This is a genomic window from Nonomuraea thailandensis (genome assembly GCF_024172165.1).
In the GTDB taxonomy this organism is placed as follows: Bacteria; Actinomycetota; Actinomycetes; order Streptosporangiales; family Streptosporangiaceae; genus Nonomuraea; species Nonomuraea thailandensis.
The window spans coordinates 2273551-2297311 of sequence record NZ_JAMZEB010000002.1 but is presented as its reverse complement, the minus strand read 5'-3'; the positions used below and the strand labels follow the sequence as shown (position 1 = coordinate 2297311).

At 72.2% G+C, this 23761-nt stretch carries 22 protein-coding genes; 8 read left to right on the top strand and 14 right to left on the bottom strand.

The annotated features are described in order from the left end of the window. Window positions 1-88 precede the first annotated feature (88 nt). Genes HD597_RS14475 through HD597_RS14465 form a run of 3 tightly spaced genes read right to left on the bottom strand, consistent with a single transcriptional unit; the run spans window position 89 to window position 2876 of the window. The gene (locus HD597_RS14475) at window positions 89-868 is read right to left on the bottom strand and encodes an ATP-binding cassette domain-containing protein (RefSeq protein WP_253742616.1); all 780 of its coding nucleotides are present in this window, start codon (window positions 866-868) and stop codon (window positions 89-91) included. After that, window positions 865-1896, bottom strand: a complete 1032-nt coding sequence (locus HD597_RS14470) for an ABC transporter permease (protein ID WP_253742615.1) — start codon at window positions 1894-1896, stop codon at window positions 865-867. The genes HD597_RS14475 and HD597_RS14470 overlap by 4 nt, the downstream gene beginning before the upstream one ends. Continuing rightward, window positions 1893-2876: a sugar ABC transporter substrate-binding protein gene (locus HD597_RS14465; RefSeq protein ID WP_253742614.1), complete on the bottom strand. Its 984-nt coding sequence runs from the start codon at window positions 2874-2876 to the stop codon at window positions 1893-1895. Before HD597_RS14465 ends, HD597_RS14470 begins: the two co-directional genes overlap by 4 nt. 124 nt (window positions 2877-3000) lie before the next feature. Between HD597_RS14465 and HD597_RS14460 the strand changes: the two genes are divergently transcribed. The 4 genes from HD597_RS14460 (at window position 3001) to HD597_RS14445 (ending at window position 6963) form a co-directional block, all read left to right on the top strand. Continuing rightward, window positions 3001-4242 carry a phytase gene (locus tag HD597_RS14460; protein WP_372513369.1) on the top strand — a complete coding sequence of 414 codons (1242 nt, stop codon included), beginning with the start codon at window positions 3001-3003 and terminating at the stop codon, window positions 4240-4242. A gap of 225 nt (window positions 4243-4467) precedes the next feature. Continuing rightward, complete coding sequence (locus HD597_RS14455) at window positions 4468-4800, top strand: hypothetical protein (protein WP_253742611.1); 333 nt, start codon at window positions 4468-4470, stop codon at window positions 4798-4800. 16 nt (window positions 4801-4816) lie between these two features. Further along, window positions 4817-5560 carry a polyprenyl diphosphate synthase gene (gene uppS / locus HD597_RS14450; protein ID WP_253742609.1) on the top strand — a complete coding sequence of 248 codons (744 nt, stop codon included), beginning with the start codon at window positions 4817-4819 and terminating at the stop codon, window positions 5558-5560. Next, the gene (locus HD597_RS14445) at window positions 5557-6963 is read left to right on the top strand and encodes an oxygenase MpaB family protein (RefSeq protein WP_253742607.1); all 1407 of its coding nucleotides are present in this window, start codon (window positions 5557-5559) and stop codon (window positions 6961-6963) included. The genes uppS and HD597_RS14445 overlap by 4 nt, the downstream gene beginning before the upstream one ends. 445 nt (window positions 6964-7408) lie before the next feature. On the opposite strand, the gene HD597_RS14440 is transcribed toward HD597_RS14445, so the two are convergent. Next, entirely contained in the window at window positions 7409-7585 is a 177-nt protein-coding gene (locus HD597_RS14440) for a glycine zipper domain-containing protein (RefSeq protein ID WP_253742606.1), read from the bottom strand. Window positions 7586-7855: 270 nt separating this feature from the next. Then, window positions 7856-8380, bottom strand: a complete 525-nt coding sequence (locus tag HD597_RS14435) for a MarR family winged helix-turn-helix transcriptional regulator (protein WP_253742605.1) — start codon at window positions 8378-8380, stop codon at window positions 7856-7858. Window positions 8381-8403: 23 nt separating this feature from the next. Here HD597_RS14435 and HD597_RS14430 point away from each other — a divergent pair, with 23 nt between their 5' ends. Continuing rightward, complete coding sequence (locus HD597_RS14430; protein WP_253742604.1) at window positions 8404-9543, top strand: MFS transporter; 1140 nt, start codon at window positions 8404-8406, stop codon at window positions 9541-9543. Between the two features lie 234 nt (window positions 9544-9777). Here the strand turns inward: HD597_RS14430 and HD597_RS14425 are convergent, their stop codons facing one another. Further along, window positions 9778-10719, bottom strand: a complete 942-nt coding sequence (locus HD597_RS14425; RefSeq protein ID WP_253742603.1) for a hypothetical protein — start codon at window positions 10717-10719, stop codon at window positions 9778-9780. Window positions 10720-11271: 552 nt separating this feature from the next. Between HD597_RS14425 and HD597_RS14420 the strand changes: the two genes are divergently transcribed. Both HD597_RS14420 and HD597_RS14415 read left to right on the top strand, forming a co-directional pair. Next, entirely contained in the window at window positions 11272-13947 is a 2676-nt protein-coding gene (locus HD597_RS14420; RefSeq protein WP_253742602.1) for an RING finger family 4 domain-containing protein, read from the top strand. A gap of 91 nt (window positions 13948-14038) precedes the next feature. After that, window positions 14039-14881, top strand: a complete 843-nt coding sequence (locus tag HD597_RS14415; RefSeq protein WP_253742601.1) for an SCO6745 family protein — start codon at window positions 14039-14041, stop codon at window positions 14879-14881. A gap of 99 nt (window positions 14882-14980) precedes the next feature. Here the strand turns inward: HD597_RS14415 and HD597_RS14410 are convergent, their stop codons facing one another. Genes HD597_RS14410 through HD597_RS14375 form a run of 8 tightly spaced genes read right to left on the bottom strand, consistent with a single transcriptional unit; the run spans window position 14981 to window position 22802 of the window. Next, window positions 14981-16357 carry an NADH-quinone oxidoreductase subunit N gene (locus HD597_RS14410; RefSeq protein ID WP_253742600.1) on the bottom strand — a complete coding sequence of 459 codons (1377 nt, stop codon included), beginning with the start codon at window positions 16355-16357 and terminating at the stop codon, window positions 14981-14983. 5 nt (window positions 16358-16362) lie between these two features. Continuing rightward, window positions 16363-17826 carry a complex I subunit 4 family protein gene (locus HD597_RS14405; protein WP_253742598.1) on the bottom strand — a complete coding sequence of 488 codons (1464 nt, stop codon included), beginning with the start codon at window positions 17824-17826 and terminating at the stop codon, window positions 16363-16365. Continuing rightward, window positions 17823-19634, bottom strand: a complete 1812-nt coding sequence (locus tag HD597_RS14400) for an NADH-quinone oxidoreductase subunit 5 family protein (protein ID WP_253742596.1) — start codon at window positions 19632-19634, stop codon at window positions 17823-17825. Before HD597_RS14400 ends, HD597_RS14405 begins: the two co-directional genes overlap by 4 nt. After that, window positions 19631-19936 carry an NADH-quinone oxidoreductase subunit NuoK gene (gene nuoK, locus HD597_RS14395; protein WP_253742595.1) on the bottom strand — a complete coding sequence of 102 codons (306 nt, stop codon included), beginning with the start codon at window positions 19934-19936 and terminating at the stop codon, window positions 19631-19633. Before nuoK ends, HD597_RS14400 begins: the two co-directional genes overlap by 4 nt. Next, window positions 19936-20565, bottom strand: coding sequence for an NADH-quinone oxidoreductase subunit J (locus tag HD597_RS14390; RefSeq protein WP_253742593.1), 630 nt, complete (start codon window positions 20563-20565; stop codon window positions 19936-19938). The genes nuoK and HD597_RS14390 overlap by 1 nt, the downstream gene beginning before the upstream one ends. Beyond that, on the bottom strand, window positions 20562-21446 hold the full coding sequence (locus HD597_RS14385; protein WP_372513368.1) for a complex I subunit 1 family protein: 885 nt from the start codon (window positions 21444-21446) through the stop codon (window positions 20562-20564). Before HD597_RS14385 ends, HD597_RS14390 begins: the two co-directional genes overlap by 4 nt. Then, complete coding sequence (locus tag HD597_RS14380; RefSeq protein ID WP_253742590.1) at window positions 21439-22464, bottom strand: hypothetical protein; 1026 nt, start codon at window positions 22462-22464, stop codon at window positions 21439-21441. The genes HD597_RS14385 and HD597_RS14380 overlap by 8 nt, the downstream gene beginning before the upstream one ends. Beyond that, window positions 22455-22802, bottom strand: coding sequence for an NADH-quinone oxidoreductase subunit A (locus HD597_RS14375; RefSeq protein ID WP_253742589.1), 348 nt, complete (start codon window positions 22800-22802; stop codon window positions 22455-22457). Before HD597_RS14375 ends, HD597_RS14380 begins: the two co-directional genes overlap by 10 nt. Before the next feature lie 269 nt (window positions 22803-23071). Here HD597_RS14375 and HD597_RS14370 point away from each other — a divergent pair, with 269 nt between their 5' ends. Further along, on the top strand, window positions 23072-23725 hold the full coding sequence (locus HD597_RS14370) for an MFS transporter (protein WP_253742588.1): 654 nt from the start codon (window positions 23072-23074) through the stop codon (window positions 23723-23725). Window positions 23726-23761 lie beyond the last annotated feature (36 nt).

Below are 23761 nucleotides of genomic sequence, written 5' to 3'. Positions count from 1 at the left end.
GTGATCCCCCGAGGCTGATGGTCCCGAGGTGTACGTACCTGCCCGCCGGTCCCGGCGACCACCACGACGCGTCAAGAGTCGGCCAAGCTCACTCGCGTCTCAGCTCGTGCGCCAGCTCCTCCAGCTCCGCCCCGCCCGCCATGAGCGCGGTCAGCTCCTGCGCGGTGATCTCGTCCTTGCCGTACTCGCCGATGCTCGTGCCCCGGTTGAGCAGCAGGAACCGGTCCCCCACCGGGTAGGCGTGGTGCGGGTTGTGGGTGATGAAGACGACGCCGAGCCCCCGGTCACGGGCGCGCGCGATGTAGCGCAGCACCACGCCCGCCTGCTTGACGCCGAGCGCCGAGGTGGGCTCGTCGAGGATGAGGACGCGGGCGCCGAAGTACACGGCCCTGGCGATGGCCACCGACTGCCGCTCGCCGCCGGACAGCGTGCCGACCGGCTGGTCCACGTCGCGGATGTCGATGCCCATGGCGCGCAGCTCCTCGCGGGCCACCCGCCGGGCCTTGGCCACGTCGAACGCGACCCCCTTGCGCGGCTCGGAGCCGAGGAAGAAGTTCCGCCAGACCGACATGAGCGGGATCATCGCCAGGTCCTGGTAGACGGTCGCGATGCCGCGGTCGAGCGCGTCGCGGGGGCTGGCGAAGCTCACCTCCTGCCCGTCCACGAGGTACGCGCCCGTATCGTGCCGGTGCACGCCCGACAGGATCTTGATGAGCGTGGACTTGCCCGCGCCGTTGTCGCCGAGCACGCAGGTCACCTGCCCGGCCGCCACGCCCATCGACACCTCGCGCAGCGCCAGCACCGAGCCGAACGTCTTGCCGATCCCCCTGGTCTCCAGGATCGCCTGCGGAGTCGTCTGCGGGGTCAATGTCTCACCTCCTCGGCGTACCGCCGCACCAGGCGGTTGGCCAGCGTCGCGAGCAGCAGCATGCCGCCCAGGAAGAACTTGAACCAGTCGGCGTCCCAGCCCAGGAACACGATGCCCTTGTCGGCCATGCCGAAGATGACCGCGCCGATGGCGGCCCCGATGGCGGAGCCGTACCCGCCGGTGAGCAGGCAGCCGCCGATGACGGCGGCGATGATGTAGATGAACTCCTGGCCGATGCCGATGTTGGCCTGCACGGAGGTGTACCGCAGCGCCAGGATCGAGCCGACCAGCCAGGCGGCGACCGCGGTGGTCATGAACAGCGCGATCTTCGTGCGGGCGGCGGGCACGCCCACCGCGCGGGCGGCCTGCTCGTTGCCGCCCACCGCGAAGATCCAGTTGCCGGCCCTGGAACGCATGAGCACCCACGTGGCCAGCGCCGTCACCAGGATCCACCACAGGATCGCCACCCGGAACGAGGTGCCGCCGATCTCGATCGTGCCGGCGAAGATCGCGTTCGCGCCCTCGAACCCCTCGGCCCGCCGCAGCCCGCTGACCTGCACCGTCCCGGTGATCGCCTTGGTCACGCCCAGGTTGACGCCCTGCAGCATCAGGAACGTGCCCAGCGTCACGATGAAGCTCGGCAGCCGGGTCCGCGTGACGACGAGCCCGTTGGCGAGCCCGACGGCCAGCGCCACGACCAGGCCCACCAGCATCGCCAGCCACACGTTGAAGCCGAACCGGGTGGCCAGCGTGACGAGGATCAGCCCGCTCGTCCCCGTCAGCACGCCCGCCGACAGGTCGAACTCACCGCCGATCATCAGCAGCGCGACCGCGACCGCCATGATGCCGAGCGTGGCGGCCGGGTCGAGCCAGTTGGCGATGCCGTCCGGCGAGCGGAACACCGGCGACTGCGCGGCGAAGAAGGCGAACACCACCACGAGCCCGACCACCGCGCCGAGCTCGGGCCGGATGAGCAGGCGGCGGGTCAGCCCGACCTGGGCGACCCGCTCGTCGGCCGCAACCGTCATCGCGTGCCCGCCTCCGCCAGCTCGGCCACCTGGGAGGCGTTGTCCTTGGTCACGAACCCGGGCCCGGTGTTGACCGGCAGGCCGCCGCCGACGGTGTTCAGGTTCGCCTTGTAGAGGTTGAGGAACGTGATCGGCAGATAGCCCTGGAGGTACTGCTGCTGGTCGACGGCGAACAGGACCTCCCCGTCGTTGATCGCCGTGATCACGTCGGCCGACAGGTCGAACGTGGCCAGCTTCGCCTGCGAGCCCGCGTCCTTGATGGCGTCCCTGGCGGCGATCGCGATGGCCGGGTTGAGCGACAGCACGCCGTTGACCTGCTGGTCGGACTGGAGCTTGGCGGTGACCTTGGAGGTGACGTCGGCCAGGTTGCTCACGTCCACCTGCAGCCGCTCGACCGTGCCGCCCAGCGTCTCCTCGGCGCCCTTGCAGCGCTGGTCGAGCCCGACGTTGCCGGCCTCGTGGATGACGCACAGCAGCTTGGTGACGCCGGCCGCCTTGAGCTGCTCGCCCGCGCCGCGCCCGGCCACGTCCTCGGACTGGCCGACGTGCGTGATCGCGCCGAACGCCTTGGACGAGTCGGCTCCCGAGTTGATCGTCACGACGGGGATCTTCGCGGCGACGGCCTTGCCGATGGCCTCCTTCAGCGCGTCGGGGTTGGCCATCGACACCACGATGCCGTCCACCTTTCCGGAGACGGCCTGGTCGATGAGCTGCGACTGCTTGGCCGGGTCACCGTCCCCCTGGTAGGTGACCTGGGCCCCGTACTGCTTGCCCGCGGCCTCCGCGCCGTTCTTGACCACGTCCCAGAAGGAGTCGCCCGGGGCGCCGTGGGTGATGACGGCGAAGCTGGCGCCGCTTCCCTGAGGGGCCGCTGAGGACGCCGGCGGGGCGGCGCTCTGCTGTCCACCGGCTCCGGAAGAGGAGCAGCCGGCGACGGCAAGCGCGCCCAGCAGGGCCAGCACGATCGGGGTACGTCTCACAGGACACCTCCAAGACCAACGGGCTCGCCCTGGTTGTACCTCAATGTCATCTGTTTGTATAGACATGCTGACTTATGCGAGGTACGTTCACTGCGCGTTCACGGTGATCGATGATCGTGAGGAGATGCCTGTGCGTGCTTTCTTATCCACGGTCCTCCTGCTTGTCACCCCCCTCGCGCCGGCGGCCGGCGAGCCCGCCGTCGTCACGGCGGCCGCGGAGACGCCCCCGCTGTACGACGACGAGGCGGGCGGCTTCGCCAACGGCGACGACCCGGCGATCTGGGTGCACCCCACCCTCCCGGGCAGGAGCATCGTGATCACCACTGCCAAGGAGGGCGGCCTGTACGCCTACGCCCTCTCCGGAGCCCGGCTCCAGCACCTGCCGGCCCAGCCGCCCCCCGGCCCGGACCACGAGCCGGGACGCCTGAACAACGTCGACCTCGTCCGCGGCTTCCGCCTGTCCACCGGCGCCAAGGTGGACCTCGCGATCGCCTCCGACCGGGGCCGCGACCAGCTCCGCGTCTACGCCATCGACCCGGTCGCCGCCGCCGCGGGCCGGCCCCCTCTCACCGACGTCACCGACCCCGCGGTGCCGTTCGTCTTCAACGCCACCCAGGAGGAGGTGGACGAGGCGCAGACCGCGTACGGGCTGGCCGTCAGCGGCACCCGCGTCGTCGTCAGCCGCCGCCACCGGACCACGATCGGCCTGCTCCAGCTCGCCGCCGCACCCGGCGGCAAGGTCACCTACCGCCGCGTCCGCACCCTCGACCTGCCCGCCACCTTCCCCCTCCCGGACGGCACCACCTGGGTCCCCTGCGGCGAGCCCGGCGAGCTGCCCCAGGTCGAGGGCATGGTCGTGGACCGGGGCACCCTGTACGCGGCGCAGGAGGACGTCGGCATCTGGCGCCTGCGCGCCGACCTGACCAGCCGTCCCGTGCTGATGGACAAGGTCAGGGAGTACGGCCGGCAGGACACCTACGACCCGGACACCGAGGAGTGCCTGCCGGGCCGGGACCGCGGCTTCGGCGGCTCCCACCTGTCGGCCGACGCCGAGGGCCTGACGATCTACGAGGACGGAGACGACGGCTACCTGCTGGCCTCCAGCCAGGGCGACGACACCTTCGCCGTCTACGACCGCGACGACAACCACCACATCGCCCAGTTCCGCGTCGTGCCCGGGGCGCGGGCGGACGGGGCGGAGGTCAGCGATGGGGCGATGGTCACCAGCGCCTCGCTGGGGCGCGCCTATCCCGAGGGGCTGCTGGTCGTGCACGACGGGGCCGACGAGCCGGGAGATGGTGACCGGGAGGTGACCAACTTCAAGTTCGTGGACTGGCGGCTGGTCGAGGACGCCATCGATCAGTGACTTGAGCGCTGCGTTCTCACGTGGTGGGCCGCAGGAGACGACGGCTTCCCGGATTGTCGACGGGTTGCCGGTGTCCTGCGGCCATCCCCGGAATTTCAGCATCCGGGCGGCTCTCGTACCAGGCAGGGAGAAGGCGCCGTCGGCCCCGGCCTCGGCGAACCAGAGCTCCACCAGCGTTCACTCAACGGAGGTTCAAGCATGTCGCGGCGTCCGGCGTGTTCGCCGATGCTGCCGACCTGTATCCGGCGTTTCAGAGCCGACCTGGACGCCCGCGCCCCCGACGGCGTGATCTTCGCGCAGGGCTCCAGGTTCGGCGGGCACACCCTGTACGTCAAGGACGGCTCCCTGCGCTACTGCTACAACTTCCTCGGCGCCGACGAGCGGACCTTCGTCTCCGACCGGCCGCTGCCCACCGGCCCCCTCACCGCGGGCGTGGACTTCACCAAGGAAGGCGAACAACCGCAAGGAGTCGCGCACGGCACGCTCCGCCTGTTCAGCGGCGACCAGATCGCCCACCCCGACAAGGCGGCTGCCACCACACCTCGATGCCACTTATAGTATGGGCACAGTCACGGTGAGTCATTGGGTGGTCATGGTCGTGCCGCGTCACGTGGCCTGTGTGATGGACGGGAACGGCCGCTGGGCCGCGCAGCGATCGCTGCCGCGCACCGCGGGCCACAAGGCCGCCGAGGCCTCCGTGATGGACGTCATCGAGGCGGCCCGCTCCTCCGGAGTCACCTGGCTGAGCCTGTACGCCTTCTCCACGGAGAATTGGCGGCGGCCGTCCGGCGAGATCGACGTCCTCATGCGGCTCGTCCGCCGCGCCATCCGCAGACACGCGCCGGTGCTGCACACGCGGGGCATCCGCTGCAGGTTCCTCGGCATGACAGACCCGCGCATCCCGGCCCCGCTCGTCCAGGACATCACCGACCTGATGACGCTCACCCGCGACAACAAGCGCATGACGCTGACCGTCGCCTTCGACCACGGCGGCCGCCGCGACATCGTGCAGGCCGCGCGGTCGCTGATCCGGTCCGCGACGCCGGCCGACCAGGTCACCGAGGCCAGCTTCGCCGAGCACCTGCCCTACCCCGACACACCCGACGTCGACCTGGTCATCCGCACCTCCGGCGAGCAGCGCATCTCCAACTTCATGCTCTGGCAGGTGGCCTACGCCGAGTGGGTCTTCCCCGAGGTGCTCTGGCCCGACTTCCGCGCCGCCCACTTCTGGCAGTGCCTCGACACCTACTTCCGGCGCCAGCGCCGGTTCGGCGATGTCCGCCCGTCCATCACCATGACAGGAGAGAGCCTCCGATGAGCCGCACCACCCCGCAGGCCGACGTCTTCGGGCCTGACTCACTCCTGCGCCGCCTGGTCAACGAGGCGCGCTGGGGCCTGGCGGTGACCCGGGCCACTCTGCTGGAGGCCGCCCACCCCCAGATCGGCGCGGCGCTGATGGAGAACTCCACGTTCCTCACCCACCCGTGGCGGCGCCTGCGCAACACCACGATGAGCTCGCGGCGGCTGCTCGACCCCGACCCGCGCGTACGCGACCGCGAGGCGGCCCGGCTCAACCGCCTGCACGCCCGCATGTCCGGCACCGACGCCCAGGGCCGCGCCTACGACGCGACCGACCCGGAGGCGCGCGCCTGGGTGGTGGCGACCCTGTTCGAGTCGACGGTGACGATGTGCAGGCTGAGCGGCGACGCGCTCGACGCCGAGGCGATGCGGCGGCTGTATGACGACCACCGCACGCTGCTGGCCCTGATCGACGGCACCAGCGACCGCCTCCCCGCGACGCTGCCGCAGTTCTGGTCCTACTACGACGACGTGGTCGAGCACCGCCTGGAGAACAACGAGGCGGTGGGCGTCATCCTCTACCGGCTCTTCGCCAACGTGCCCGCACCGCCCGTCCTGCGCGGACACCCCGCGGTGTGGACCGCGGGCCGGGCCGTGGCGGGCCCGGTGGCCGCCGCTGTCACCATCGCCTCGCTCCCCGAAGCCTTCAGCCGCCGGGTCGCCCTGCCCGACCTGCCAGGAGCCCGGACGCTGATGCAGAGCGCGTACCTGAGCGCCGCCCTCGCCACCCGCTACCTCCCGGCGAGCTGGACGCGGGTGGAGTTCGTCATGGGCCTGCTGGACCCCTCCCACGAGGGCGCGGGCCCGTGGGAGGCCGTACGCCGCCGGGCAGGCAAGGCCGCGGCCCTGATCCGTCTCCTCACCCCCGCCGCCGACGACGACGGCCAGGCGACCCGATCGGCCGGCCGCTTCTTCGCCGAGGTCCTCGATCAGACGGGCGACGGCTACCTGGGCTGGCCCGACCTGGCCGCCATGGCCCGCGAGCTGGCAACCCGGCTCGACCTCGGCGGGCACGAGGAGGAGCGGCTGTTCCAGGCGTACGCCGCCTGGTGGCGCGAGTTGCAGACCGCGCTCGACGCCGACGCCGACGGACGCGTCAGCCGCGACGAGTACGCGGCCGCGGCCGCCTGCCTGCCCTGCACCGGACTCATCAAGATCGCCGACGTGCTGTTCGACGTCACCGACACCGACGACGACGAGAGGATCGACGCGGAAGAGTACCGCAACCTGTTCCGCACGGCCTTCCACCGCGACCTGACCGGCAGCGGCGACGGCTACTCACGCAGCGCCTTCGTCAGGCAGTTCGTCTCGTTCATGTCCGGGCAACAGCACTCCAGCGCGTACACCTCGCTCCTGGCCTAGGGAGACGGCCGGGGCAACCGGCGCGCGAAGGCCGCATCCGTCGTCCGGCCGTTGCGCGCCCCCGTCTGCTGCGTTCGGGCACGAGCCCGGGTCGCGAAGCTGATCAGCTTCACGTCATCCCCCTCGTCCCGTCCCTCCGCGCACTGTGACGTCCACGACTCCGGAGTGCAGACCGGTCAGGATCACCGCCGCCCCGGGGGCCGGCGCCGTCAGGCCATGGGGCACGCGGGACGGATGGCCGGCGCCCGTCGCACGGGTTCATGCCGCGAAGCGCATCAACGTTCCCGCCGCGAGCCCTCGGGCGCTGCTCCTTCTCAGCGGCAGGCGAGCTGCGAGACACCGGTGTGTTCATCGGCTCTCGCGGGCCGACTGTCCAGCACACCCTCGTTCCGCGTCCTCGAGAAGCAGCAGACGCCGGCCGGCCCGGCCTTTCCGCTGTCCGCTCTCACTCTTCTCCGGTCTCACGCTTCGCCACGAGCGCGTACGAGAGGGCGACCCCGAGACACAGGGACAGGGAGATGCCGAGCAGGAGGTTGTCCAGCGTGACACCCAGTCCCATGCCGATCGCGATGCCGGCCCACATTCCGGCGGTCCTGTGGGGCGAGTTCTTGCTGTTCGTCATGGTTCGATCTTCGGGCAGGCGCGCGTACCGGCGTAGACGCCGCAGTCACGGGTCCGGCATGACAGCTGTCATCATCAGCGCCGCTCTGGGCCGCCTTTCGCGGCACGCCGCAGGCTGCCGGCTTCACCCGCTCACGGAAGCCTGCTGACCAGGGCCAACGCCACCGCGTGCACTTGGTGACAGCTCCGCTGACGGCAGGTCGCAGCCGCCTGACCCGGACCCAGGCGATGCTGACGAAAGGCCGCAGCCGCCCGGCCCGAACCCAGGCGATCAAGACGTATCGGAGCCGGCTGCCTGCCGCCACTCCTCGTAGACGGGGCACTGCGGGCAACTGGCGCGGTCGCAGAGCCGGCACAGCGTGGCCACCAACCGCTCGCTGCGCGCCTCCGGCCCGAGCAGCGCCGCCGAGATCGCCACCAGATGCTCACGCTGTTCGCCGGTCAGCCGCCCGATCAGCTGCTGCAAGGCGCCCTGCCGGGCCGCCAGCGCCGCCGCCGCCACGCGCTCTCCCTCAGGCGTGAGCCGCAGCGGGCGGGCGCGGCCCCGGCTGCTGCGCTCGACCCAGCCCTGCTCGGTCAACCGGCGGACCAGATGGGCGGTGCCCGGCTGGGAGATGCGCAGCACGCCGCCCAGCCAGTCGGCCGTGCGGCCGGGCTGGTCCTTGATGGCGATCAGTGCTTCTCCCAGCGCGCCGGCCGAGCCGACCGCTCCGGTCACCGCTTCGCGGACGGTTCCCGTCACGAGCAGGGCGGATGCGCCGAGCAGGTTTGCGGCATGCTTGTCTCGTGCATTCATTCCTGATGAATGTACGCGTCGCAGTGTTGATTGTCAGCTACAACGCCGCACAACTGCCCGTGGCCATGCGGCCGCTGCTGATCGCCCTGGTGGCCGCCCAGCAGGCGGGAGGCTTCACCGGCGCCGGCCTCGCCAGTGGCGCGGCGGCGACGGGCATGGCGCTGTCAGCGCCGTGGTGGTCCCGCGCGCTGGCACGGTACGGCGACCGGCGCACGCTGGTGGTCTCCGGCGCGCTCTTCGTCGTCACCGAGCTCGCGCTCGCGGCCAGCCATGGCCTGCTGCCTGTCATGGGTGCGGCGGCGTTGTGCGGGCTGTGCACGCCGCCGATCTCCAGCAGCCTGCGCTCGATGCTCCCGCACCTCGTCGCCACCGGGGATCCCAGCAGGGCCTACGCCGCCAACGCCGTCGCCAACGAGACGGTCTACATCGTCTCGCCCTTATGGGTGACCGGCTGGGCAACGCTGGCCGGCCCGGCCGCCGCGCTCATCGCCAGCGCGCTGGCAGGCGCCGCCGCCCTCGCCGCCGGCATCGTGTTCACCCCCGCTCTTCCGCGCCCCTCCCCCCGCTCCGGGCCGCGCCTCGCGGCCCTGCCCGCCGTACGCACCCTCGGCGGCACCCACCTCGCCTACTGGGTCTGCATGGGGGCGATGTGGGTGCTCCTGCCCGCCTTCGCCGCCCACGCCGGCGCCTCCCACCAGGCCGGGCTGCTGGTGGCGCTCTGGTCGATCGGCAGCCTCGCCGGCGGCCTGGCCCTGGCGGTACGCGGATCACGCGGCACCCACCGGGATCGCTACCTCTGGCTCCTGGGCACGCTCGCCGCGACCTCGCTGCCGCTGGCCCTGCCGGCCACGGTCGCGACGATGGCCGTCGCGATCGCCCTGTTCGGCATCGCGCTCGCGCCCTGGCTGGCCACCGGCGACCAGCTCGTCACCGTGATCGCCGGGCCGCGCAGCAGCGAACTGTACGGCTGGCTGACCACTCTCGGACAGATCGGCAGCGCCATCGGAGCCACGCTCGCCGGCCCTCTCGGCGACCGGTACGGCGGCGGCCCGGCCTTCCTCCTGGTGACCGCTGCCCTGGCAGCGGGCCTCGCCATCGCCCTCACCCGCAGGCGCACACTGCCTCAGGACGACCGACCCACACCACCGCCCGGGACGCGCTGACCGTGCCCCGTCTCCGGCGCAGGCCGCCGCGGGATCGGCCCGACTACGGCATCGTCGTGGTGACCGCCATCACGGGCGTGACCGTTCGTCAGCGCACAGGACGTTGGCCCAGTGGCGTCCGGCCGCCTGCCAGAACACCAGCGTGCTCAGCAGCGACTGACTGCACCGGAGATCTCCGTGACGCACTCGCCGGACGCCCGAGGACCTTGCCCTTGTAGAGGTCTCGACGAGTGGCTAGGCGGGGCGCAGGAGCTCCCTGCGTCTGGTCAGCAGCTGAGAGTGCTCGGCCAGCAGCTGGGCGTGGCGCTCCTCCAGGCAGGCCTCGGTGTCGTGCACCCACTGCGCCAGCGTCTTCACCTCGGCCCTGGTCTTCTCGATGCGCTGATGCTTGAGCACATCGCTGATGATGTTGTCGAAGAAGGAGTCCACGAACCACCGCGTGTCCACTTTCGGCATCACCGGCCGGGCCGCGATTCCGGTGTCGGCCAGCTCGCGGGCGAAGACGTCCAAGGCCCGCTGGGCATGCCAGGCGGCCTTGTCGGCGCTGGTCAGCCTGTCGTGCTCGAAGGCGTCGGCGAGCAGGCCGCCGCCGAGCACGTCGAAGGTGGAGGCGTTCCTGGCGGAGCCGAGGAAGCGCAGCACGACGGCGAGCGCCTCGTGCGCGCCCCGCCCCGCCTGGCGGGCCTCCTCACACTCGCGCAGCTCCGCGCTCGACCGGTCCAGCGCGGCGCCGAGGTCGGCCAGCTCACGCGCGCCCGGGCCGCCGCTCCGGATGAGCTGCTGCTCCTTCTCGGCCAGCAACCGGGCATACTCCCGGGATGCGGGGTCGAGGACGGCCAGCTCGGCGGCGGCCGCCGCCGCATCGGCTTCGAGCTGCGCCAGCCGGGCCCGGTGACCGTCCACGCGTTCCCTGGCCACGATCGCCTCGGCGCGCTCGCGCTCCATCCGCTCCTCGCGGTTGCCCAGCATGCGGGCCAGGACGGCGGACAGCCCGCCCTCCAGCCGGGCGACGTCACGCTCCTCCTTGGCCAGCTCGACCTCCAGATCCTCCAGGGTGCTACGGACGTCCTCGATCTGTTGCGCGGTGGTCTCACGCAGGCGCCGGACGTGCTCGGCGCGGTGCATTCTGGCGGCGGCCTCGCGCAGCCGCTCGTCAAGCCCGGAGAAGAGGGTCACGCAATGACGACGAACGGGCCGGACCGGACGTTCCGGGGCTCCCGGTGCCTCAGCCTCCTTCGGCTCCGACCTCGACCCCGACCCCGACCCCGACCCGATCCCGACCTCAACCCCGGTCCCGGTCCCGGCTCCGGCCATCGGCGGTGAGCGCGGTGAGCGTCTGTGCCCGCGTGACCATCGTGATCGTGGAGAACCAGGCCGGGCTGATCGGGCCGCCGCACGCGCCCGTCGCCGTGCCCCGCCGGGTCGACACGTCCAGATCGTGACGTCCAGATCGTGACGTCGTCGTCCGGGTCGCGCAGCCGGATCAGCAGCCGCTCGATGACCCTGAGGCCGCGCGGCCCGACGCCGATCCCCCGTTCCCCCATGGCGCCCTGGGGCAGGCCGGAAAATGTGCGGCATTTCCGGAGCCGAGCAAGTAAGGTGCCGATCAGACGGCTCCTGGGTGTGCTTCCTTCTCTTTCCTTTCCAGAATGAACAGCGTGCCCGCTCTCCGTCACGAGCAGGCCGCGCGGGCTCCCCCGCGCGGCCTCCGAGATTTCCGGGGGTGTGGTGAACGGTTCCGGAGAGATCCTGCTGCGCCGCCGCAGGCTGGTCGCGCCCGGGTTGCTGGCCGCCGACCGCCGCCTGCCGCCGCCGGTCGGCAAGCTGCCCAAGAGGCTCGGCATGGTGCCGGCCGGCGTGCCGTCGGGGGTCGCGGCGCTGGAGTTCGAGCTGCTGCAGCTCGGGTTCGTGGTGTCCGGGGAGCTGTACAGGGAGCTGTGCGGGCTGAGCGTGACGGACCTGACGATCGTGGGACGGCGACTGCTGCACAGCCTGCGCGAGGAGCTGGGAGCGAACGACTCCCACGTCCCCCTGTTCCGGAAATTTCCGGAGAGCGTGCCTGCCGACACGACGGACTTCTACGTCCGCCGCGTCTTCGCCCTGCTCCTCCAGAACCCTGAGCGGCCCTGCGTGTCGTGCGGCGAGTCCGGCACCGTGCACCCTGTCTCACCGTGCGCGCACCTCGTGTGCCGCACGTGCTGGGACGGCTCCGACTTCAGCGCCTGCCCGATCTGCCACCGCCGCATCGACCCCGGCGACCCCTTCCTCGTCCCCTCCGAGCGCGAGATCACGCCGACCAGGGACGCGGTGATGTCGACCGTGCTGCTGCGGCTGTGCGCCGACCCGGCCGGCACGTGCCGCGAGCTGGCCGCGGAACTGCTGGCGCGGCGCACGCCGATGCCGCCGCACGAGCGCGCCGACCTGGAGCGGCTGCTGGAGGAGCAGTGGCCGCGGTCGCTCTCGTGGCTGTCCGAGCCGATCCCGGTCAAGGAGACGCTCGCCGCCGTGGTGGCGTGGGCGCTGCGCAAGGGGGCGGACCACGAGCTGCTCGACCGGCACGCCGGCACCGCGACCGACGTGCTGCGCGTGCTGTACGCGCTGATGGACGCCGACCCCGGGTTGCGGGTCGTGCCCGAGCGCCGCCGGTCGCTGCCCAGGGCGGTGCGGCGGGCGGTGCTGGCGCGCCTGGACGCGATGCCGTACCTGCTCGAAGACCTGCTGCGGTACCGCGAGCAGTGGAAGCGCATGGCCGAGGTGCTGCACCCGCACGAGCACCATGCTCGCTTCCCCGAGGCGGCGCTGGCGTTCGCCGCGCTGCGCGGCACCCGGCTCGATCCCGACACGCCCTTCGGCCGCGCTCTGCTCGCCCGCGCCGGCGGCCATCGTGACGTGGAGGTGCGGGACGGGCGGGTGCGGATGCGGACGTTCGCGAGCCGGGTGGAGCAGGCGCTCGCCGAAGGGCGTCACGCCGAGGCCACCGCCCTGCTGAGCCGCCGGCCCGGGGAGCTCCTGCGCCGGCTGTCCCATCTCCTGCGCCTGACGTACGCGCCCGTCCCGTCGGGGCCGCCGCCGGTGCGGGTGATGGCGGGGACGGGGGCGAGGGTGAAGAGCGGCGCCGGCCCGGCGACGCCCGCCGTCGCGCCCGAGGAGGCCGCACCGCCGGGGGCGCCCGGCGAGGCCGGGGCGCCGGCGGCGTCCGGCGCGGATCCGCTGGGCGTGCTGGAGAAGGCCGTACGCGGCGTCGCGCCCGGGGTGCTGCTGGCCGTGCTCGGGCAGGTCAGGACGCCGCCCGGCGGGGCGCGGCTGTTCCTGCCGAGGGGCGGCACCGCGCGCATGTGGACGGTCCCCGACGACCGGCCCGCGCTGCCCGACGAGGTGGTGCTGACCGCCGAGCGCGTTCTGACCGCCGAGCTGCTGCGCCGGGCCGGCGAGCTGCCGCCGCTGCGCCGGGCGCTGCTGGACGAGGGGCTCGCCGACCTGGTCGCGCCCACGTCCGAGCGGACGGCGGGCGCGGCCCTGGTCCGGCTCGTCAGGGGCAGCGTCCAGCCCATCCCCAAGGCCGACCGGCTCCGCTTCTTCCTGCACTGGGCCGAGCCGCCGGGCACCCGGGTTGACCTGGACCTCTCGGTGGCCGTCTACGACGACGGCTGGAGGTTCGCGGGCCTGTGCGACTACACCCGGCTGCGGCTGGGCAACGGCCTCACGCACTCCGGCGACCTGACCTCGGCTCCCGAGCCGCTCGGCGCGTCCGAGTTCATCGACGTGAACGTGCGCAACCTGCGGGCCCGCTACCTGGTGCCGGTCGTGTTCAGCTACAACGACGTGCCGTTCGACGAGCTCGTACGCGGCTTCGCCGGCTTCATGGAACGCCCGCGGGGCCTGTTCGACCCGGTGGCGGTGCGCCAGCGGTTCGACCTGGCGGGCGCGGCGAAGATCCTCGTGCCGCTGGTGGCCGACCTCTGGACGCGGACGACCCGCTGGGCCGACCTCAACCTGTCGGCCACCGGCTACGGCCACAACGTGGCGGGCAGTGCCGACGAGCTGGCCGCGGTGGGCGCGGCCCTGGAGAGCGCGTTCGAGCATCGGGTGACGATGTGGGAGGTCGGGTGCTGGCACGCCGCCGCCCGCGCCGCCGAGGTCGTGGTGCGCCGCCGCGACGGCTCCCTGGCCCGCTACGAGCGCCGTCCGGGCGAGGACGTGCCGGACTTCGCGGCCCGGCTCGCCGCCCGCGCCGACGCCCCCGCGTTCGTCGGCCCGCTGGACGGGGTGGAGCTGGCCGCGCTGGTGTCGGGCGACGTCGAGCTGCCGGGGGCGCAGGCGTACGCGCTGTACCCGCACGCCCTGGGTGAGGCCCGCCTGCTGGACGCCGCCGACCTGCTGTCCGGCCTGACCCCGGGCTCCTGAGGCAGGCAGATCGTCAGCGCGCCTCGTCCGGCTATGAGATCGGATTCAAGACGGGTGGACTAGATACCTACCGGTCGGTATCTTCGCCAGCATGACGCTGGAACGCCTCACTTGGCGAACGCTGGAGCCGTTGCACGGCATGATCTACTTCTCCCCCGAGGCGGATGCCGCGTACAAACAGCTCGGACTGACCGGACGGATGGGATACTTCGCATCCCGGGCGGCCGCACTCGGCCCGGTCACCGCGGAGGCGGTGATCGCCACCTTCTACAACTTCGATCCACAGGTGATCCGTCAGGCGATTCCGGCCGCATGGCACATCGCATCCCCCGCCGAGATCCTCGACGCCCGGCTCGACGCAGTCGATACGACATTGCGCCGCGTGCTCGGCGACGCAGTTGACTCGCCGGAGATGGCCCGTGCCGCCGCGCTGGCCCGGGGGGCAGCCCAAGCGATCTCAGACGAGCTGAGCGGGCGGCCTCTGTATGCCGCGCACACCGCACTGCCATGGCCTGACGCTCCGCACCTGGTTCTCTGGCATGCCCAGACCCTGCTGCGCGAGTTTCGCGGTGACGGCCATCTGGCCGCCCTGCTGGCCGCCGGGCTCAGCGGGATCGAAGCCCTCGTCTCCCACGCCGCCACGGGCGCCGTCCCGGCCGAGACGCTCCGGGTCACCCGCGGCTGGACCGAGACCGGCTGGGCGGCCGCTGTGAGCGGACTGGAGAAGCGCGGCTGGCTCCGTGACGGCGCACTGACCGCGCAGGGCCGCAGGGAACGTGAGGCGATCGAAGAGGCGACCGACCGGATGGCCAGGGCCCCCTACGCCGCACTCGGCGACGAGCGCTGTCAAGAACTGCGCCTTCTGGTACGCCCCTGGAGCAAGCAAGTGGTAGCCGAGCTGATGCCCTGGGCTGCGGCCCACAACTCCGGGTAACGCGGCCAAGGCGCTGTGCACGGCGCCGTCCTGGTCCTCCCTGACTGTCGCAGCCGCTCAGCCTGGGCCGCCGCGACGCGCCTCCGGCGAGCCCTGCCGCTACGAGCCGTAGGAGATGCCGGCCAGCACGGCGCCGCTGCCCGCGCCCAGGAGCAGGGAGACAGCAGCGGCCACGTAGGCGATCCACGTCGCCGTACGGGTGACGGCGGCCGTGCCGCCGCGCCGGAAGGCGGGCCGGATCCAGCGGAGGTAGTAGAAGACGCTCGCCACGGTGTTGACGACCGCGACCACCGCCAGCCAGGCGTAGCCGCCGTCCCAGGCGGCGGCGAAGACGAGCACCTTGCCGACGAAGACCGCCGTGGGCGGCGTGCCGACCAGGCCGAGCAGGCAGACGATCAGGGCGAGGACCAGGCCGGGCGAGGAACGCGCCAGCCCGGCGTAATCGGCCAGCACATCCTTGCCGGCGGCCAGGACCACCGCGAAGGCGCCGAGGTTCGTGATCGCGTACGCGGCCACGTAGAACAGCAGTGCCGGTTCGGCCAGTTCGCTGCGCCCGGCCACGACGATCGGGATGAGGAGGTAGCCGGCCTGGCTGATGGTCGAGTACGCCAGCAGGCGTCGCACGTTGTCCTGGTGGAAGGCGGCGAGGTTGCCCAGGGTCATCGTGGCCGTGGCGATGATCGCGATCAGTGGCCGCCATCCGGTGTCCAGGCCGGCGAAGACCTCGGAGGCGAGGCGGAGCAGGGCGATGAAGGCGCCGATCTTCGGGACGGTGGTGACGAAGGCGGCCACAGCCCGTGAGGTGCCCTCGGTCACGTCGGGCACCCAGAAATGCGCCGGGACTCCGCCCGCCTTGAACAACAGCCCGGCGAGCAGGAGCACCACGGCGAGCCCGGCCACTCCGCTGCGGACCTGGCCGAACTCCTGGTAGGCCGTCGTCCCGGCGAGGCTGTAGAGCAGGGTGACGCCGGCCAGCATGAGCACGCCGAGGAAGGCGCCCATCAGGTAGTACTTGAGGGCGGCCTCGGTGCCCGCCGCGTCCTTGGCGAAGCCCGCCAGGGCGTAGGCGGGGATGCTTGCCAGCAGGTACGCGGCCACGAGGACGAGCAGGTCGCCGGCGCCGGCCAGGATCACGGTGCCCAGCGCGGCGAGCATGACGAGCACGTACAGCTCGGCCTCGCGATGGTGGTCCCGTGCCCAGCCGGCGGTCAGGACGAGGACCAGCAGGGTCGCGACGATGACGGTGGCTCTGGCCACGTGCGTCAGCGGGTCCACCGAGTAGGCCTCGAAGGCCGGCAGGTCCGGGCGGAAGGCCGCGGCCAGGGTGGCGGCCAGCGCCGCCACCAGGGCGGTCCCGCAGATCCGGCCCGCGAGCCGTTGCCGCCGTCGCGGCAGGAAGAGGCCGGCGAGCAGCCCTGCGACCGCTCCCAGCAGGATGAGCAGCTCCGGCAGGAGGTCGAGAGGGTTCTCGTTCATGCCGGTCATCGGCTCACCCAGGTCACGAGCGCCGCCGAGAACGGCTCGATCAGCTCGAGCAGCCGGCGCGGCAGGATGCCGATCACCAGGGACAGGGCGAGCAGCGGGGCGATCGAGCCCACCTCGTACGGCCGGGCCTCCGGCACGCGCAGCTCACCTGGAGGACCGAGGAAGGCCTGCTGCAGGACCCGGAGGAGCAGCGCGGCGGTGATCAGGATGCCTGCGATGCTCAGCCCGCCGGCGACGACCGCGCCGGGCAGGCCCGTTCCGATCACGCCGGCGAAGATCTGGAACTCGGCGATGAAGCCGGACAGCCCGGGCAGGCCCAGCGAGGCGAAGGCGGCCACGGCCGTCATCAGCGTGAAGGTACGGGCTGTCGCCGCGATCCCGCCGAAGCGTTGGAGGTCGTAGCTGTGCGCCCGGTCCCAGAGGATGCCGGTGAGCAGGAACAGCGCGCCGGTGATCAGGCCGTGGCTGACCATCTGGGTGACCGCGCCGGTGACCGCGAGCTGCCTGGCCTGCGCGTCGCCTGCCACGAGCCCGGCGGCGCCCAGGGCCAGCACGATGTAGCCCATGTGGTTGACGGAGGTGTAGGCGATCAGCCGCTTGATGTTCTGCTGCGCCAGGGCGACCAGGGCGCCGTACAGGACGCTCACCACGCCGACGACGACGATCACCCAGGCGTACTGCCGCCACGGTCCTGGGAGCAGGGGCATGGCGATCCTGGCGAAGCCGTACGTCCCCATCTTGAGCAGGACCCCCGCCAGGATGGCGGACCCGGCGGCGGGGGCGTCGGTGTGGGCCGGGGGCAGCCACGTGTGGAAGGGCACCGTGGGCGTCTTGACCGCCAGGCCGACGCCGACGGCCAGCAGCACCAGCGCGCCGGCCTGAGGAGGCGTCGCGGTGAGCTCGACGATGTCGAACGTGCGCGGGTCGCTGCCGAGGTAGAGGCCGATGAACCCGAGCAGGAGGGCGAGCGAGCCGAGGAAGGTGTAGAGGAAGAACGTCAGCGCCGAGCGGGCCCGGTCGCCGTGCCCCCAGCCGGCGATCACGAAGTACATGCCGACGATCGACAGGTCGAAGAAGACGAAGAACAGCAGCAGGTCCAGGGCGGCGAACAGGCCGGTGGAGACGGTCTGCAGGAACAGGAAGAGCGCGGCGTACGATCTCGGCCGCTCCTGCTGACGCGACGAGTGGATCGCGCAGGCGAGGAACAGCACCGCGGTGAGCGCGATCAGCGGCAGGGACAGGCCGTCGGCGCCGACGTGGTAGCCCGCGCCCACGGAGGGGATCCAGCGAAGGCGTTCCTCGTAGCCGATCCCTCCGCCGTACCCGAGCCACATGACCACGACCAGCACCAGGTCGGCGGCCGCGGCGGTCACCCAGATCCACCGGGCGGACAGCCGCGGCACGGCCAGCAGCGCGGCGGCCAGCAGCGGCAGGAAGACGGTCAGTGAGAGCACGGTCACCTCACCAGCACGATGACGATCGCCAGGATGACGGCGGCCACCGTCGCCTGGGCGAGATAGGTGTGGACCTGGCCGGTCTGGGGCTTCCTCGCCAGAGCGCCGAGCCGTCCCGCGCCGGCGGCGGCGCCGCGGATGACGCCGTCCACGCCCGACTCGAAGGGCGAGCGGGCGATCCTGGCCGTGGCCATGGCGGCCCGGGATACGGCCCGGACCGCGCCGTCGACCACGCTGTCATCGAAGCGGGCCAGTGCCCTGGCCGCCGTCATCAGGGGCTGCCAGAGCATCGCGACCGCGAGCGGTTCCAGGCGCAGCCAGCCGGTCAGGAGGCCGCCGCCGCCGGACGCCTCGGGCCGACGCGGGCGGACCCAGCCGGCCAGCAGCACCACGGCCGTCGCCAGCAGCCCCGACACGGCCAGCTCGCCCGCCTCGGGGGCCGGTCCGGGCGCGCCGAGCAGGCGGGACCACGCCTCGAACACGGCCGGCAGCCCGATGATGCCCAGGACCGAGGCCAGCAGGGCGAGCGGAGGCAGCGGAAGACGTTCGAGAAGTCCGAGCCGCGCCACCTCCCGATGCTCCGGCCCGGGTAGCCATACGGCGATCACCGCCTTGGCGGCGTACGCGGCCGAGAGCACCCCCGCTGCCAGCGACACCAGGGACAGAGCGGGATCGTCCACCGCGGCCAGGACCGCGTCCTTGGTCACCCACAGCGACAGCGGCGGCAGCCCGGCCAGCGCCAGCGCGCCCGTCCCGAAGGTGACCCCCACCAGCGGATACCGCCGTGCGGCGCCCCGGAGCTCGGGAAGCCGCTGGGTGCCGAGCGAAGTCAGCCACGCTCCCGCCCCGAGGAAGAGCAGGCTCTTGACCGCCGCGTGCGCGATGAGCTGAGCCGTTCCGCCGGCCACGGCCGAGACGCCCGCGGCCAGCACCATGAACCCGATCTGCGCGCAGGTGGAGGCGGCCAGGAGCTGCTTGAGGTCGTGCTGCGCGAAGGCGACCGCGCCGAGCAGCAGCGCGGTCAGCGCCCCGGCCCAGGCCACGAGCGGCCCCGCCCAGCCGGTCGCGGCCAGCACGGGTGCGGTCCGCAGGAGGAGGTAGGCGCCGGCGGCGACCATCGTGGCCGAGTGCAGCAGCGCCGAGACGGGGCTCGGGCCCGCCATGGCGCGGGAGAGCCAGAAGGAGAAGGGCAGTTGCGCCGATTTCCCCAGCGCGGCGGCGACGAGGCCGGCCGCCACGAGGTGCAGCCATGGGGTGCTGGTGGTGCCCAGGCTCGCCAGGGTCAGCGCGTGGGCTCCCGCGATGGCGCAGCCGGCGGCCAGGTAGAGCCCCAGGTCGCCGGCCCGGGTGGTGACGAAGGCGATCGTCGCCGACCGCACCCGGCCGGGCTCACGCCACCAGAAGCCGATCAGCGCGTACGACATGGCGCCCATGACCTCCCACGCCATGAGCAGCAGCACGAGATCGGCAGCGGTGACGGTGACCAGCATCGCGCCGACGAAGAGCAGCATCAGCCCGAAGAAGCGGCCCTGCGACTCGTGGATCTCCCCCGCCGCGAAGACGAGGACGGCCAGCGCGATCACCGCCACGGTGACGACCATGACCGCGGACAGCCCGTCGACCGCGAGCCCCGCCTCGAAGCCGGCGAACATCTCGAAGGTGACGGCGGGGCGCACGCCCGCGGCCAGCACGGCTTGGATCACGGTCACCAGAGCGACGAGCAGCGCGACCACCCGCGCGGCACGGCGCAGGAGCAGCAGGGCCCCGCCCGCCACGATGGGCAGCCCCGGCAGCAGCAGCGCGAGCAGGCTCATCCCTTCAGGTCCTGGACGTCGTCGGTCATGTCCACCTCCCTCGCCCGGAACAGCGCGGTGACCACGGCGAAGCCCATCGCCATCTCCAGGGCCATCACCGTGATCGCCACCAGCACGAGGACCTGGCCGTCGGCGTTCTGCGGCGCGAGGAAGTACCAGAACGCCCCGCCGGCCACGATCAAGCCGTTGATCATGAGTTCCAGGCCCATCATCAGCATCACGATCGACTGCTGCGACAGCGCCCCGTACAGGCCGACGGCGAACAGCGCGGCGGCCGCCACGAGGAAGGCTTCGAGCGACATCAGGTCTCCTCGCCGGGACCGCCCGAGCCGCACGACGCGTGCCCGCCGTGGTGCTCGGGAGCGGCCTGGACAGCCGTCCCGGAGCCCGGCCCGGGATCGAGCGGGCGGCGTCGCCGCTGGTCGTCCCCGTAGCGGTCGTAGCGTCCGCGATGGGTGGCGAGCACCACCGTGGAGATCATCGTGGCCAGGATGGCCACGCCGATGACCATCATGACGAGCATCTTCGGCCCCATGACGGCGAGCCCGAGCTGGTGGGTGGGATCGGCCGGCGGCTCTCCCCCGCGCCTCGGCCAGGGGGCGAGGAAGATCCCCGCCACCAGGAGCACGAAGACCACACCCGAGATGACCATCGCGCCCCGGTTGTTGTGGACCATCTTCATCGGCATGAGGCCCGCCGGGTTCATCATGTACATGATCATGAAAACCGCCATGATCAGCATCTCCATGACCATCATCAAGATGATGAGGACACCGAGATACGCAAGGTCGATCAGTAGGAACGCGAGCCCGACCGCCAGCAGGGACGCGAGCAGGGCGAAGGTCGCCCGCGCCATCGAGTCGACCACGAACACCGTGACGGCGGCGGCCACGCAGACGGCGGCCAGGATCCAGAAGGCGACGGCCGTCACAACACCACGACTCCGACGACGAGCAGCTGAACGAGCGAGAGCGGGATCAGCACCAGCCACGACACCTGGGTGAAGCGATCCATCCTGACCGCCGGCACGCGATGCCGGATCCAGACCAACAACCCGAGCACGGCCATGGTCTTGATCAGCACCCACACCTCGCTCGGCAGAACCGGGCCCGCGCCGCCCCCGAGGAACAGCGGCACGGCCGCCGCCGCGGCCACCACCAGCAGCGCATGTCGTCCCGCCTGGAACAGCAGCCGATCGGGCCCCGACAGCTCGGCGGGCACGCCACCGGCGATGTCCGCGCCCAGGGGCTGGCTCATCGGTCCCCAGAACGCCATCGCCAGGGCGGAGACCAGGTAGATCAGGAAGGCGAGCGGCATCCACACCACGAACCAGAGCCCCTGCTGGGCCTGCACCGCGTCGCTCATCCGCATCGAGCCCGCCCCGAGCGCCACGGTGATGAGCGCGAACATGTGCGGCAGCTCGTAGGCGAGCCCCTGGGCGACGAACCGGTAGGCGCCGACCAGCGGGAACACCGAGTTGACCGACCATCCGGTGAGCCAGAGCGATCCCCAGACGCACACCTCCATGGCGTTGAACCACACGATGCCGACGGACAGGTCCGCCACGGGGCTGTCGCCCAGCGGGATCACGATCCCCGCCAGCACCGGCGCTGCCACCAGGCTGATGACGCCGATCCGCAGGAGCGGAAGGTCAGGCAGCGGCGTGCGCCGGCGCTGCCGCACGAGCAGCCGCGCCACCTCGCCGAACGGAGCACTCGCCCGCCCCCCGCTCAGGACGGCGTCGAGACAGGCGGTTGCCAGCCCCAGCGCCATCAGTGCCAGGGGCAGGGCCAGAACCGTCACCTCAGGCATGGGCTACCGCCGGATCCGGATCCAGGCTCGCGATGATCAGCCGCGCCGTGGCCAGCTCGGCGCCGACGAGCAGCTCCGGGTCCAGGGTGTTCCTGGTGGGGCGCTCCTCGTCGAGCGGCCTCTCGTCCCCGATCGAGCCGATCGCCGCCCGGGTCGTGGCGAGCCATCTCTCCACCCTGGACATCGCGTCGCCGTCGGCGGCCGTTCCGACGTCACGCAACATCCAGCGCAGTGTTCTGGAGCGACGTACCCGGCGCTCGAAGCGTCCGTAGGGGGCGGCCGGCGTGTCGCGGGACGTGTCCGCGAGCAGGCGATCTCGCAGGGTCCTGGCGTGGCCGGCGGCGGTGGGCCATCCGGCCACCGACAGCAGGCGGCCGAGACTGTCGAGACGGGCGGCGGCCCGCCGCCGCCCGGCCTCGCCCCGCGTCACGGGCCGGCCGGCCGCCGCCCTGTTCCAGGGCTCCCTCCAGAACGACTCGGCGTCCCCCAGCCACCTGACCGTGGCCTCCTGGATCACCTCTCCCTGCAGGACGGTCTCCACCACCAGCCCGCACGGCCAATCAGGCAAGATCGGGCCGAGCGGCACGTGCAGGCGGTCCAGACTCAACCCGTCGCGGTCAGGCCCCCGGCCGGCCATGGGGAGGCCGCCTGGATCACCCACGGGGTGGGCCCGGCTCGCGGCGTCCGTCCACTGCGCCTCCCCATCGGCCAGCCGGGCGCCCGCGCGGTCCAGGGACCGGACGAGCAGTTCTCGCGAGGCGTCGCCTGCCAGATCGACTCGCGCGCGAGGGCTCGGCAGGTCGTCCCACGCCGTCCGGACGGCCTGCTCGAACTCCTCGTCCGGAGCGCCGCAGAGCACGAGGAGATCGGCCTGTCCCATGGACATCGCGGGCCGCCACCGTCGCCGCGCGATCTCAGCCTCGCACAGCAGCCGGCTCCGGGTCCCGTCCGCCGAGGCGACCACGAAGGGCCGCGGGTGACGCGCGGCCCGCTTCAGCAACCACTCGGTCAGGACCACCGCAAGGCCCCCTCCCGCCAGGCGTGGACGACGCCCACCATCAGCAGGCCGAGGAAGAGGAACATCTCCACCAGCGCCATGGCGCCCACCTCGGCGACGACGAGCGCCCAGGGATACATGAAGACCATTTCCATGTCGAAGGCCAGGAAGAGGAGGGTCACCGCGTACCACCGCACGTGGTAGCGGGAAAGGGCGTGCTCCTGAGGCCGGCGCCCGGACAGGAACGGACGCGCGCGGAGGACCTCACGAGGGCTGAGCAGCACCGAGACCAGATAGATCGCGCACACCCCGGCAGCGAGCAGGGCCGCCAGGCCGAGAACGGCTGTCCAAAGTGGCATGAATCTTCCCCCGGCAGACGCCAATAAGATCCATCGTGCCCGTGCCCCACCTCGGCAACCATCGCGGCACGCCGTGCTCGGCCCGCCATAATGCCTGCTCAGCGGGGCACAACCAGGCGCCGCTCCCGGCGGATCATCATGGCTCGGTCCGAGATCGCCGGCTGCCGTGGACATGGCACCGGTGATCTCCAGGATCCGGGCCACTCGCGGCTGCGGTCGACTCGATCGCCCCGCCGTGACGCACGTCTGGCCACCTGGGGATCTTCCGCATGTCCGCGATGGTCCGGGCGCACCTCGGCGCGATGCTCTTCCTGGGCGCGTTCTTCGGCTTCCAGTTCATCGTCACGCTCTACCTGCAAGAGCTGCGCGGCTGGTCCTCGCTGCAGACCGCGATCGCGCTGATCGCGATGGGCTGCGACGCCGTGCTGGTCCCCCTCCTCACCCCCCGCCTGGTGAACCGGTACGGCCACACCCGGGTGATCTTCGGCGGCTTCCTGCTGGCGGCCGTCGCCTACGGGCTCTTCCTGCCGGTCGGCATGGACGGGTCGTACGCGGCGATGTTCCCGACCCTGATCGTCTCCGGCGTCGCGTTCGCCTGCGCGTACGGGCCGCTCACCATCGCGGCGACCAACAGCGTGGCGGAGGAGGAGCAGGGCGTGGCCGGCGGCCTGCTGTACACGTTCACCCAGTTCGGCTCGGCGATCGGGATCTCCGCGGTCACCGCGGTGTACGGGTTCGCGGTGGCGGGCGGCGACGGCTCACCGGCCGCGGTGCTGGACGCCTACCGCTCCGCGCTGGTGGTCCCGGTGGTCATGGTGTTGGCCGGGACGGGGATCGCCGCCTTCAGCCTCCTGACCGGTGGCCGGCGGGCCGGCGACGCGGAGCGCGGCTCCGCCACCGCCCCCGGGACGCCGTCGGCCTGACCCGGGATGTCTCCACGGCTCGGCACGGAGGAAAAT